Below are 12,538 nucleotides of genomic sequence, written 5' to 3'. Positions count from 1 at the left end.
TCTCCGAGGTCAGGAGACGACGAAGGCGGCCGCGACCAGGGCGAGCGCGGCGGCGACGGCCGCCAGGGCGGACGGAGACCAGGTGACGCGGGTCTCACCGGAGGAGTTCTCCCGGCGGGACCGGCTCATCTCGGTGAGCTGGGCGGCCACCCAGTCGGCGTGGGTGCGGGCGCCGACGGCCTCGGCCGCCGCCCGTTCGGCCCGGTTCGCCGACTTGGCCGCCTTGGCGGCCCGCCCGGCGGCCCTGGCCCGCTCACGGGCCGTCGCCTGGGGCGTCCAGCAGCGTACGGTGGTGCCCCCGGACTCGATCACGATGGCACTGGCCACGGACACGTCGTCCACGCCGCTCCAGGGGACGTAGGCGTTCCTCAGCACGTTGCGCACGCGGACGCCGCCCTCCTCGGCCACGATGGCGGGCCGCAGCGCCATCACGAAGACCAGCGCCGTGATGACGCCCAGCACCGCGCCCGCGATCAGCGCGCTGGGGATGCTCCCGTGGGCGACCAGGTCCCACACGTTCCAGGCGGCGAACAGCATCCAGGCCCAGCCGCAGATCCAGGCCAGCCTCGACCGGTAGACCTGAGGTTTCATGCGCGCCACTTCATCTGCGCGTAACCGGGCTTGATGACGCCGTTGATCAGCGCGAGCCGTTCGTCGAAGGGGATGAAGGCCGACTTCATCGCGTTGACCGTGAACCACTGCAGGTCGTCCCAGTCGTAGCCGAAGGCGTCCACCAGCTTGGCGAACTCCTGCGACACGCTCGTCCCGCTCATCAACCGGTTGTCGGTGTTGACCGTCACCCGGAAGTAGAGGCGCCGCAGCAGGCCGATCGGATGCTCGGCGATCGACGGGGCGGCCCCGGTCTGCAGGTTCGACGTCGGGCACATCTCCAGCGGGATCCGCTTGTCGCGGACGTAGGCCGCCAGCCTGCCGAGCTTGGCCTCGCCGTCGTCCGACACCCTGATGTCGTCGATGATCCGCACGCCGTGGCCCAGGCGGTCGGCGCCGCACCACTGGATGGCCTGCCAGATCGAGGGCAGCCCGAAGCCCTCCCCCGCGTGGATCGTGAAGTGGGCGTTCTCCCGCTGGAGGTACTCGAACGCGTCCAGGTGCCGGGTGGGCGGGTAACCGGCCTCGGCGCCGGCGATGTCGAACCCCACCACGCCGAGGTCCCGGTAGCGTACGGCGAGCTCGGCGATCTCCATCGAGCGGGCCTGGTGGCGCATGGCCGTCAGCAGCGTGCCCACCCTGATCCGCGGGCGGCCGTCGGGCCCGGCCGAGCCGAGCCGGAAGCCCTCCAGCACGGCCTCCACGACCTGGTCCAGCGACAGGCCCCGGGAGGTGTGCTGCTCCGGCGCGTACCGCACCTCCGCGTACATCACGCCGTCGTCCGCCAAGTCCTCGGCGCACTCCGCGGCCACCCTGACCAGCGCCTCGCGCGTCTGCATCACCCCGACGGTGTGCGAGAACGTCTCCAGGTAGCGCTCCAGCGAACCCGAGTCCGCGGCGTCCCTGAACCAGGCCCCCAGCTCACCGGGGTCGTACGTGGGCAGCGTGTGGCCGCATTCGCGGGCGAGGTCGACGATCGTCGCGGGACGCAGCCCGCCGTCGAGATGGTCGTGCAGGAGCACCTTGGGCGCCCTGCGAATCTCCTCCAAATCGGGCAGCTTACTCATGCCACCCTCCTCCCCACGGTCGTCCGTCCGGCAATCCTAGCCAGGGACGGAACGGCTTCGGATCGCCGAGACCTGCCGATTCTCACTCCTCGCGATTGGCGGTATCCGGGGAGAACGCGGGCAGGCAGACGGCCACGTACTCCGCGCCGGACGGCCCGGAGCTGTAGCGGATCTTCTCGCCGGGCTCGCTGACGAACGCCTGGCCCGCCTCGACCACGGTCGTGCCGCCCTCGTGCTCCACGACGACCGACCCCTTGAGCACGAGCGTGTACTCGGCGAACTCCGGGGTCTGCGCGGGCTCCTCCCAGCCGGGCGGGGCCACCATGTGCGCGATGGAGACCTGCTCGTCGCCGCTGTTGACGCGGCCGACGTACTCGTCAATGACCTTGCCGCCCGGCACCGGGATGCGGGTGGGGCCGTCGATCCTCCTGACCATGCCGACCAGTCTGTCAGTCGTTCCCCGAAATCCTGTCATTTGCCCGCATCCGCACTAGGCTTGAGCGGCTGCGGAGGCGGGAGGGACCGCAGGGCCGGGGTGATACGTGAACCAGACACGACGCGGTACCCGTCGCCGCGCGGACGGGGAGCCGTGGTGAGAGATCTGCCGGCCTTCGACGCCTTCGCCGCCGACCAGGCCCAGCCGCTCGCCCGTACGGCCCTGTCGCTGACGGGAGACCCGGCGGCCGCCCGCACTCTCGTGGTGACCGCGCTCTCGGCCGTCGCGGCCAGGTGGAGCGCCGTACGCTGGTCGTTCCCCGTCCATGCCGCCCGTGAGGCGCTCTACCGGGCCTACCTGAGCCGGGCCCACCCGAAGCGTCCGCGAACCCCCCCGGGCCGCCCGCGGGCACGACGCGCATCCGGCCTTCAGTTCCGGCACGGACGCGGCGGCTCTCCTGGATGCGCTGACCGGGCTGACGCCGCACCGGCGCGCCCTGGTCGTGGCCTGCTTCCAGGACGGGCACTCCACCTGGCAGGCGGCCGGCCTGTGCCGCATGGACGCGGCACCGGCCAAGACCGAGACCGTGCTCGCCGTCGCCGAACTGCGCAATCGCCTTCCCGCCTCGTTCGTCACCGGGACGGCGCCGGCCCCTCGGACCGGGGACGCGGGCGGCGGCACCGGCGGCGCGGCGACGGGCCCTTCGCCGGCCTCGTGGCCGGCACCGTCGGAGACAGCCCTCTCCTCGCCCAGCGCCTGGATCTCGTCGTCGCAGGCCGCCGGGCCCTCGCCGACCTCCTGGGCCCCGCCGTCGGAGGCGGCCGCCCCCTCCCACGTCCCCTGGCCCCCGCCCTACGAGGCGGGGCAGGCCTCCGAAGCCCCGGGCCATACCGCGCCGTACCACGCCACGCCCGTGCCGCACACGGCCCCGTCGGCACCCGCCCCCTCGTCGGGGAACACCGGCGCGGACGAACGGGACGACGATCCGTGGGAAGCCGCGCTGCGCAGGGAACTGGCCGCCCTGTCCGCGGCGATGCCCGCGCTCGACCCCCTCCCGCTCGCCGCCGAGGCCGCGCGGGCCGGCCGGCGGCACGGGACACGGCGCCGTGCCCTGGTCACCGGCATGAGCGTCACGCTCACCGCCCTGGTCGTCGTCCCCCTCGCCTTCGCCGCGGCGGGCCTGGCCGAGCGCGCGACGCGCGGCGCGGGTGACGCCCGCGGCGCCCCGGCCTCCCCGGACGTGAGCGCGACGATCCCCGGCCCGCTGCCCGCCTCCCTGCCCGACCCCGTGCGCTTCGCCTACCGGGGGTTCTGCACGAGGGACGACTGGGACCCGGTCGCCGAGGAGTACGCGGACAACGGCTGCGACCAGTGGCGGCTGGTGACGGCCACGGGCGAGCAGTGGCGCGTTCCGGACGTGACCCGCGACCTCGGCGACGGCTGGAACCCCCTCCTCGCGATCAGCGGGGACGGCAACCGCATGGCCTACTACAGCGAGACGTCGTCCGACTTCATGGTCCTCGACCGGCGTCGCGCCCGGGCGGAGAGAAGCGGGATGCTCCCGCTCGGCGGGGACGCGTCGCCGGAGGACACCCATCTGGTCATCTCACCCGGAGGGCGGTGGATGGCCGCCGACTTCGGCTCGGCCGCGCAGGCGCCCTCACCCCGGGTGCAGAGCCTCACCAGTTATCGGGTCTCGACGCTGCCGCGGCGGATGCGGATCCTGGCGGTCGGGGACGACGGCACGGTGACGGGCACGGCCACGTGGGACACCGACGTGGCTCCCGGCCGCCTCACCACCACCGTCCTGCTGCGGGTGCGGCCGGACGGGCGCACACTGAGCCGTACGCCGATCGACCCGGCGCTGTTCGAGTCCGGCGTCGCGGTCTCCCCGGACGGACACGCCCTCGCCGTCGCGGGCGAGCGCGCCCACCCCCGCGAGGACGACCACGGCCTGCTGGCCACCCTCGACACCGCCACCGGCCGGGTGCTCACCCGGCGTGAGGCGGCCCTTCCGGCGGACGCGCACGTCGCCGCCGTACGCGGCTGGGCGAGCGAGCACGAGGTGATCGTCGAGGCGGAGCGGGCCGGCGACGACGAGGACGAGGGAGAGGAATACTCGGTCCACGCCGTCGATGTGCGCACCGGGGCCGCCCGGCCGATCGCTCTGGACGAGGCGGGCGGCGTGCCCGCCCTCTGGGTGCCCGGCGCGCTGCGCTGACTCGCGTCCCCGCGCCGCGCGGACCGTGGAAAAGGGGCGCCCCGGTGACCGGGACGCCCCTCCGAACCGGTGGACGGGTCAGACCGCCTCCAGCACCGGTTCCTCCCGCGCCTCGACCGGCTGCCGCCTGAACCGGAGCCCACTGAGGGCGACGGCCAGGCCGACAAGGGCGAACCCGGCCGAGACCACGATCGCGGCACGGAATCGGGCGATCGGGTCGCCGCCGTCCGCCCCCGAGGTCAGGACGGCGGTGACGATCGCCAGCACCACTGCTCCGCCGACCTGGCCGGAGGTGTTCAGCAGGCCCGAGGCGAGCCCCTGCTCCTCGTCGTCGACTCCGGCGGTCGCCTGGATGTTGAGCGACGGGAACGACAGCGCGAACGCGACGCCGAGCAGCACCATGCCCGGCAGCACCATCGTGAGCAGGCCGGGGTGGAGGTCCACCCGCAGGAACACCCCGTATCCCGCGAGCAGCGCCACCGAGCCCACCACGATCAGCCGCGCGGTGCCGAAGCGGTCGGCGAACCCGCCCATCGTGGTGGAGGTGACCGCGACCAGCAGCCCCGCCGGCAGGAACGCGAGTGCGGTCTGCAGCGCGCTCCAGCCCAGCAGGTTCTGGAAGTACTGCATCGCCACGAACTGGAAGCCGACGTACGACCCGAACAGGATGACCAGGCCGATGTTGGCCCGGACGAGCGGCGCGGCGCGCAGGATGCCGAGCCGGACCAGCGGGTGCCGGACCCGGCGCTCCAGCCAGACGAACAGCCCGATCAGGGCGGCGGCCCCGGCGAGCGACAGCACGGTGCGCACCACGCTCACCTTGGGCGCCTCCACCACGGCGAAGACCAGGAGCAGCATGGCCGCCGTGATGGTCGCGGCGCCGAGGAGGTCGTGGCCGCCCTCGCCGCGCTCCTCGCCCCGATCGAGGAGCCGCGCCCCGGCGGCCAGCGCGATGATCGCGACAGGCACCGGCATGAAGAACGTCCAGCGCCAGCCGATCTCGGTGAGCAGGCCGGACAGGACCAGCCCGAGTGAGAATCCGCTGGCGCCGCAGGCGGTGAAGATGCTCAGGGCCCGGTTGCGGGCGGGGCCCTCGGCGAAGGTCGTGGTGATGATGGACAGCGCGGCGGGCGCGGTGAACGCGGCGCTGACGCCCTTCACGAAGCGGGCCGCGATCAGCAGCGTCCCGTCGCTCATCAGCCCGCCGAGCAGCGAGGCGACCGCGAAGACGGCCAGTGCGGACAGGAACACCCGGCGACGCCCGAGCAGGTCGGCGGTCCGGCCCCCGAGCAGCAGCAGACCGCCGTACCCCAGCACGTAGCCGCTCACCACCCACTGGAGTGACGAGGTGGACATCCCGAGATCAGCCTGGATGGACGGGAGCGCCACCCCGACCATCGACACATCGAGGGCGTCGAGGAACACGACGGCGCAGAGGACGGTGAGAGCACCCCACAGGCGGGCCCCCCAGCGCTCGTCCTGAGTGGAGGAAGTCATGGCAAGGGAAGTTACATGCACATGCATTCAATGCACAAGCAATTAATGCGTTTGCATCTATTGCGTACGCATGGTATGGTCGCGCGGAGAAAGGCGGTCTCACGTGAACGACACCGACACCGGCTTCGTGGTGATGGCCTGGCGCGAACTGCTCGCCCGGTACGCCGAGGTGTCGTGTGCGCTGGAGCGGGAGCTGAGCGACAGGCACGGGCTCGGTGTGAGCGAGTTCGAGGTGCTGGAGCGCCTGGTGGAGGCGCAGTCGCCGTGCGCGGAGCCGGCGGCGGCCAAGTTCCGCGTTCAGGAGCTCGCCGGCCAGGTCCACCTGAGCCAGAGCGCGCTGTCGCGCCTCATCGCCCGGCTGGAACGCGAAGGGCTGGTGGCCCGCGCCATGTGCGAGGCGGACAGGCGCGGCGTGTTCGTCCACGTAACCGAGGAAGGCCGGCGGCGGCACGCGGAGGCGATCCCCACCCATCGGGCCGTCCTGTCCGCGCACCTGTTTCCGCACCTCGTCAACGCCGGTTACGCGCCTCCCGTCCCGGACGACGCGCCCCGCCCCGCCTGATCGACGAGCGCCGGACGGTCAGGAGGGGCGCAGGGGAACGCCGTCGGGGTCGACGAGCAGGCCGTCCGCCGCGACCCGTGCCCCGGCTGCCACCAGCCGCGCGGCCTCCTTGTCCGGGTTCTCGACGGCGACCGCGATGTGCCGGAAGCCCTGCCGGCACGGATCGGGGGTCCACGGGCTCGCGGTCGTCGGAGCGGTGAACGTGAACACCTCCAGAACCGCGTCCCCGGCCAGCAGATACGTGATCAGGAAGCCGCGGGGGTCCTGGTCCTGCGTTATCTGGCCGATCACCTCGTAGCCGAGCGTGTCCCGGTAGAAGGCCAGCGCCGTGCCGAGATCGGCGGACGTGACCGCCACGTGGTCGAAGACCGGCGGCGCCGTACGCGGCCTGGCCAGGGCGGCCAGCCGTTCCCGCTCGGCCGGCTCGGGCGAGGCGACCCGGTGATACCGGAGGTAGTTGTCGGTGATCTCCAGATGGGTGCCGTCCGGGTCCTGGAAGAACGCGATGCGCACGCCGCCGACCGCGTCGAGCGGCGGCAGCGTGAAGGGCACGCCGGCGTCGCGCACGCGCTCCGCCCGCAGGTCGACGTCGCCGACCTTAAAGCCTATGTGCCGGATGCCGCGCTGGAGGTCGTCGTTCACCCAGCCGCCGAGATCGCCGTCGCCCGTCTCGACCAGCTTGAGCAGCACGGGCCCCGCCGGCAGCCATGCGATGCCCGGTCCCCCGGCCGGGCCGTCCACCGGGGTGAGATCCAGCAGGTCGCGGTAGAAGCCGAGCGAGCGGGCCAGGTCGGCGACGCCGATCTCGACATGCCGGATGCCTCGATGATCGGACACGGTTCTCCCCTCTGCGCGTCCGGCCGGTCCGGTACGGCGCGACCACCCTGACATACGTTCTCGTACGACCGATCACGCCGCCCTGCCGGCGGGCGCGCGGGAGCGGACCTCCACGGCCGCATCGGCTCGCAGGCCGGGCGCCAGCGCGAGGGTGACCGCGACGGAGGCCACCGCCATCACGCCCATGGCGGCCGCGGCCGAGGTGAACTGGGCCACCGCCCCCGCGATCGCGGCGCCCACCCCCTGCATGGTGAGCACGCCCGACGACTGCAGCCCGAGCGCCTGCCCGCTCATCTCCTCCGGGGTGACGGCCATGAGGCGTTCCTGGAGCAGCAGTCCGGCCGAGTATCCGGCCGAGGCGAGGACGACGGCGGCCACCGCGACCGGCAGGGACGGGTGGAGGAGGAAGACGAGGTACGGCACGGCGAGCAGCAGGCGCAGCGGAGCGCTCAGCCGCTCGCGCCACCGCTTGGGGACGAACCGCCCCATCAGCGTGTCGCCCGCGAGCATTCCGGCGGCGGCGCAGGCGAACAACAGCCCCGCGTGCGAGGCGTCGTAGGCCACGTACAACGACTCGCACCCGACGATCAGGCCGTTCGGCACCCAGAGAGCCAGGTACAGGCGGCGGCGCACCCCCGACGACCAGAGCGTGCGGTTGGTCCGCCAGGTCTGCGCGGGCGAGGGCCGTCCCTGGGCGCGGGGCGGGCGCGCTGACAGTCCCCACCGGGCGACGACTGCGGCGACGAGGTACAGCCCCGCCGCGGCGAGCAGGGTGCCGCGCGGGGACAGCGCGGTCATGAGCGCACCTCCGGCGCCGAATCCGATGATCTGCTGCACACCGACCGACATGCTGAGCACCGATCGGCCGAGCAGGTAGCCGTCCTTGGGCAGGATCTCGTTGAGCAGCCCGAACCGGACCCCGCCGCCGAGGGACGCGGCGAGCCCCATGCCGAGGACGACGGCGAACAGCGCCCACAGCGGCAGGCCGGGCAGGGCGAGCACGACCGTGCCGGCCCAGAAGACCAGTGCCAGACCTGTCATCGCTGCGCGCGGAGGCAGCCGGTCGGCGGCCGACAGCAGCACCGTCGCCCCGAGCACCTGTGCGAAGGACGCGCCGAACATGCTCAGGGCCGACAGCAGCGGCGACCGTGTCGTCCCGTACACGAGCGTGCCGAGCGCCAGGCCGCTCACGGTCGAGGCAGCCACCTGCGCGGACGCCACGGTGAACAACGGCGTGAATTCGGGGGTGCGGAACAGTTCCCGATACGTGCGCATGACGTGAGCGTCGATCACCTTCACGGGCCGCCGGTAATGTTTCGCGGGGAGGCGAAACATGGGCTGGTGGCTAGTCAACGCCGACACTCTCGCGGAGAGCCGGTTCGTGATCTCCCCGCTGGCCGAGGCCACCGCCTGCCTCTGGACGCTGGAGAAGGCGTCGGGGGCGCATCCGGGCGAGCGGGAGTGGCTCGACGAGCATCTGCCCGCCTACCGGGCCCGCCTGGCCGGCGACCCGATCACGGCGCTGCTGCTGAAGGCCGCGCGGGGACGCAACTGGACCGCCGACTTCCTCACGCCCGCCCCGACCGGCGAGGGCGACCCGGCGTTCGAGGAGGAACTGTCCCGCGTCCGCGCGACACCGCCCGAGATCGCGCACGCGGACATCGAGGTGGCGCTGCGCGGCCCGTTGCCCACGGCGCTGCGCCGTTACGACCTGCCCGAACGCGCGGCGGGTCTGCTGGAGTGGGTGTGGACGCGGACCGTGCTGCCCGACTGGCCGCGCCGTCGGCGGATCATGGAGGCCGACGTCGTCGCCCGCGTCGGCCATCTGAGCCAGGGCGGCTGGGCCGCCGCGCTGAACGACATGTGCAAGGGGATGCGCTGGCTCGGCGGCAACCGGCTGCAGATCAACACCTACGACTACCCGCCGAGGCGGATCGGCGGGGCCAGGCTGATGTTCGTCCCGGTCACCCAGCGCCAGGCCTGGACCGCCTGGACCTCGGACCGGCACTACGCCCTGGTCTACCCCTGCTCGGGCACACTGGCCGAGCCGGACCGCGCGCCGGCGCCGGAGGCGCTCGGCCGGCTGCTCGGCCCGGCCAGGGCGCGGGTGCTCGTGCTGCTCGCCGCTCCCAAGAGCACGACCCACCTCGTGGCGCTGACCGGCCAGGGGCTGGGATCGGTGGGCCGCCACCTCAGGGTGCTCCTCGACGCCGGTCTCGTACGGCACCGCAGGGCGGGTCGGTCGGTCCTGTACTACCGCACGCCCCTCGGCGACGCCCTCGCGGCGAGCGACGCCGAGGCCCGCACCGCCGGGGAAGGGCCCGGAGGAACGCTCAGGCCGTCAGGCGGTCGATGACCAGCGGCAGCAGGTCCGCGCCGCCGTCCTCGCCGATCTCGTACGCCCCCTCGATCGCCTGGAGGGCCCGGTCGAACCGGCCGGCCTCGTCGGCGTACAGGGTCATCAGCGGCGCACCCTCGCGTACGGCGTCGCCCGGCTTGGCGTGCAGGACGACGCCCGCGCCCGCCGACACCGGGTCCTCCTTGCGGGCCCGCCCGGCCCCCAGCCGCCAGGCCGCCAGGCCGACCTTGAGCGCGTCGAGCGTCCGCAGCGTGCCCGAGGCGGGGGCGGTGACCACGGCCGACTCGGCGGCCTTCGGCAGCGGCGCGTCCGGGTCGCCGCCCTGAGCGGCGATCATGCGCCGCCAGGCGTCCATCGCCGAGCCGTCCTTCAGCACCTCCTCGGGATCCTTGGCGCCCGGCACCCCGGCGGCCTCCAGCATCTCCCGTGCCAGCCGTACGGTGAGCTCGGTCACGTCGGCGGGGCCGCCGCCGGCGAGCACCTCGACGGCCTCCTCGACCTCCAGCGCGTTGCCCACCTTCAGGCCCAGCGGCCGGTCCATGGCGGTCAGCAGGGCCACCGTGCGCACCCCGGCGTCGGTGCCGAGCTCGACCATCGTCCGGGCCAGCTCGCGCGCGTCGTCCACGTTCTTCATGAACGCGCCCGAGCCGGCCTTCACGTCGAGCACGAGCGACCCCGTGCCCTCGGCGATCTTCTTGGACATGATCGAGGAAGCGATCAGCGGGATCGACTCGACCGTGCCGGTGACGTCCCGCAGCGCGTAGAGCTTCTTGTCGGCGGGGGCGAGGCCCGCACCCGCCGCGCACACGACCGCCCCGGCCGAGCGGATCACGGCGAGCATCTCGTCGTTCGACAGCGACGCCCGCCAGCCGGGGATCGACTCCAGCTTGTCCAGCGTGCCGCCGGTGTGCCCGAGGCCCCGCCCGGACAGCTGCGGCACGTACGCGCCGCAGGCGGCGACGAGCGGGGCCAGCGGCAGGGTGATCTTGTCGCCGACCCCGCCGGTGGAGTGCTTGTCGGCGGTGGGCCGGTCGAGGGCGGACCAGTCCATCCGCTCCCCCGACCTGATCATGGCCTGGGTCCAGTCCGCGATCTCCCTGCGGTCCATGCCGTTGAGCAGGATCGCCATCAGCAGCGCCGACATCTGCTCGTCGGCCACCTCGCCCCGCGTGTACGCGTCGATCACCCAGTCGATCTGGGCGGTCGACAGCTCACCGCGGTCACGCTTGGCGATGATGACCTCGATCGCGTCGAACCCCACGCTTGTCCCCTATCTCGACAGATCTTCGGGTCCGAAGGCGAACGGCAGGAAGTCGGCCATCCGCATCGGCCCGTCGGGCGTCTCCACCAGCAGATCCCGCCCGCCGTGCTCGAACAGCAGCTGGCGGCAGCGGCCGCACGGCATCAGCAGCTCGCCGTGGCCGTCCACACAGGTGAAGGCCACCAGCCTGCCGCCGCCGCTCGCGTGCAGCGCCGAGACGAGCCCGCACTCGGCGCACAGGCCCACGCCGTACGACGCGTTCTCCACGTTGCAGCCGGTCACGATCCGGCCGTCGTCGACGAGCGCCGCCGCCCCCACGGGAAACTTCGAGTACGGCGCGTACGCGTGGGTCATGGCCTCGCGGGCCGCGACCCGCAGCGCCTCCCAGTCGATGCTCATTTCGCCTGCCCCCTTCGATACGGGACGCCGTCCGCCGCCGGCATGCGCAGCCGCTGCGAGGCCAGCGACAGCACCAGCAGCGTGGTCAGGTGGGGGGTGAACGAGGTGAACTGCTCCGGCACGGTGTCCGTCACCGCGAACACCGCGAACACCGCGATCGCCACGACCCCGGTGAGCAGGGCCGCGACCCCGCGCCGCTGCCGTACGAGCTGGTAGACCGCCACGGCGGCGAGCAGCAGCGCGACGACCAGCAGCAGCGCGTGCACCGAGATGCCGCCCTGGCGGAGCTGGAGGGCGTCGGTGTAGCCGAACAGCGCCGCGCCTCCGGCGAGCCCGCCCGGACGCCAGTTGCCGAAGATCATGGCGGCCAGGCCGATGTACCCGCGGCCGCCCGTCTGCCCGTCCCGGTAGATCCCCGCCGCCACGATCGACAGGAACGCGCCGCCGAGCCCGGCGAGCACGCCGGAGATGATCACGGCGGCCCATTTGTACAGGTAGACGTTGACGCCCAGCGACTCCGCCGCGACCGGACGCTCGCCGCACGCCCGCAGACGCAGGCCGAACGGCGTGCGCCACAGGATGTAGAACGACAGCGGGACCAGCAGGATCGCCAGGATCGTGAACCACGACACGCCCTGGGTGATGCCCCGCAGCACGCCCGCGAAGTCCGACAGCACGAACCAGTGCTTGGCCTCGACGGTCCGCAGCGGGTCGTCGAGGAAGCCCAGGCTCACCGTGCCCATCTTGGGCAGCGGCGGCGAGTTCTTCGTCCCGCCGCCCGGCATGCCGTCGAAGACGAGCTGGGACAGGTACTGGGTGAAGCCGACGCCGACGATGTTGATCGCCACGCCGGAGATGATGTGGTCGACGCCGAAGGTCACGGTGGCGACGGCGTGGATCACCGCGCCCAGTGCCCCGCCGACGGCCCCGGCGACCACGCCCGCCCAGGGGCTGTGGAACTGGAGGGCGCCCCAGGCGCCGAACCAGGTGCCGAGCACCATCATGCCCTCGAGGCCGATGTTGACCACGCCGGCCCGCTCCGACCACAGACCGCCGAGACCGGCGAGCCCGATCGGCACGGCGAGACCGAGCGCGGCGCTGACCGTGCCCGCCGAGGTGATGTCGTTCGCCCCGGTCACCAGCCGCGCGACCGACAGCAGCACCACCAGCCCGGCCAGGCCGAGCAGAAGGACCGGCGCCGACAGCCGGAAGCGACGCGCCGGGGGCGTCTCGACCGGGCGGTCGACCGGGAGATCCGTCGCCGTCATGCCGTCTCCTCGATTACGTCCG

12 protein-coding genes are annotated in these 12,538 nt (G+C 73.1%); 3 read left to right on the top strand and 9 right to left on the bottom strand.

The features are described 5' to 3' along the window. Positions 1–9: 9 nt before the first annotated feature. The 3 genes from HHX41_RS28020 to HHX41_RS28010 all read right to left on the bottom strand — a co-directional run bounded on the left by HHX41_RS28020 (position 10) and on the right by HHX41_RS28010 (position 2,112). Positions 10–591 (bottom strand): PH domain-containing protein, encoded by a 582-nt coding sequence (locus tag HHX41_RS28020; RefSeq protein ID WP_169985419.1) that lies wholly within the window; start codon positions 589–591, stop codon positions 10–12. Next, positions 588–1,676 carry an adenosine deaminase gene (locus HHX41_RS28015; RefSeq protein ID WP_169985417.1) on the bottom strand — a complete coding sequence of 363 codons (1,089 nt, stop codon included), beginning with the start codon at positions 1,674–1,676 and terminating at the stop codon, positions 588–590. Before HHX41_RS28015 ends, HHX41_RS28020 begins: the two co-directional genes overlap by 4 nt. Positions 1,677–1,758: 82 nt before the next feature. Next, on the bottom strand, positions 1,759–2,112 hold the full coding sequence (locus tag HHX41_RS28010; RefSeq protein ID WP_182908349.1) for a cupin: 354 nt from the start codon (positions 2,110–2,112) through the stop codon (positions 1,759–1,761). Positions 2,113–2,668: 556 nt separating this feature from the next. Here HHX41_RS28010 and HHX41_RS28005 point away from each other — a divergent pair. Then, complete coding sequence (locus HHX41_RS28005; RefSeq protein WP_182908348.1) at positions 2,669–4,333, top strand: hypothetical protein; 1,665 nt, start codon at positions 2,669–2,671, stop codon at positions 4,331–4,333. A gap of 78 nt (positions 4,334–4,411) precedes the next feature. Here HHX41_RS28005 and HHX41_RS28000 read toward each other — a convergent pair whose 3' ends face one another. Continuing rightward, on the bottom strand, positions 4,412–5,830 hold the full coding sequence (locus HHX41_RS28000; RefSeq protein ID WP_259401362.1) for an MFS transporter: 1,419 nt from the start codon (positions 5,828–5,830) through the stop codon (positions 4,412–4,414). A 103-nt stretch (positions 5,831–5,933) separates the two neighbouring features. Here HHX41_RS28000 and HHX41_RS27995 point away from each other — a divergent pair, with 103 nt between their 5' ends. Beyond that, positions 5,934–6,392 carry a MarR family transcriptional regulator gene (locus HHX41_RS27995; RefSeq protein ID WP_310742205.1) on the top strand — a complete coding sequence of 153 codons (459 nt, stop codon included), beginning with the start codon at positions 5,934–5,936 and terminating at the stop codon, positions 6,390–6,392. Between the two features lie 18 nt (positions 6,393–6,410). On the opposite strand, the gene HHX41_RS27990 is transcribed toward HHX41_RS27995, so the two are convergent. Both HHX41_RS27990 and HHX41_RS27985 read right to left on the bottom strand, forming a co-directional pair. Continuing rightward, positions 6,411–7,229, bottom strand: a complete 819-nt coding sequence (locus tag HHX41_RS27990) for a VOC family protein (protein ID WP_182908345.1) — start codon at positions 7,227–7,229, stop codon at positions 6,411–6,413. 72 nt (positions 7,230–7,301) lie between these two features. After that, on the bottom strand, positions 7,302–8,504 hold the full coding sequence (locus tag HHX41_RS27985; RefSeq protein ID WP_182908344.1) for an MFS transporter: 1,203 nt from the start codon (positions 8,502–8,504) through the stop codon (positions 7,302–7,304). 58 nt (positions 8,505–8,562) lie between these two features. On the opposite strand from HHX41_RS27985, the gene HHX41_RS27980 reads away from it, so the two are divergent. Next, on the top strand, positions 8,563–9,585 hold the full coding sequence (locus HHX41_RS27980) for a helix-turn-helix transcriptional regulator (protein WP_182908343.1): 1,023 nt from the start codon (positions 8,563–8,565) through the stop codon (positions 9,583–9,585). On the opposite strand, the gene HHX41_RS27975 is transcribed toward HHX41_RS27980, so the two are convergent. The 3 genes from HHX41_RS27975 to HHX41_RS27965 are packed head-to-tail and all read right to left on the bottom strand — an operon-like array spanning position 9,563 to position 12,516. After that, positions 9,563–10,849, bottom strand: coding sequence for a thymidine phosphorylase (locus HHX41_RS27975; protein ID WP_182908342.1), 1,287 nt, complete (start codon positions 10,847–10,849; stop codon positions 9,563–9,565). The two genes, HHX41_RS27980 and HHX41_RS27975, sit on opposite strands and share 23 nt — an antisense overlap. A 9-nt stretch (positions 10,850–10,858) precedes the next feature. Continuing rightward, complete coding sequence (locus tag HHX41_RS27970; RefSeq protein WP_182908341.1) at positions 10,859–11,248, bottom strand: cytidine deaminase; 390 nt, start codon at positions 11,246–11,248, stop codon at positions 10,859–10,861. Then, positions 11,245–12,516, bottom strand: a complete 1,272-nt coding sequence (locus HHX41_RS27965) for an ABC transporter permease (protein ID WP_169985397.1) — start codon at positions 12,514–12,516, stop codon at positions 11,245–11,247. Before HHX41_RS27965 ends, HHX41_RS27970 begins: the two co-directional genes overlap by 4 nt. Between the last annotated feature and the right edge of the window lie 22 nt (positions 12,517–12,538).

Origin of the sequence: Microbispora sp. H13382 (genome assembly GCF_014161445.1) — a bacterium.
Taxonomy (GTDB): domain Bacteria; phylum Actinomycetota; class Actinomycetes; order Streptosporangiales; family Streptosporangiaceae; genus Microbispora.
Note: the sequence above shows the minus strand (reverse complement) of the source record. Positions and strands in the feature narration are given on the sequence as shown.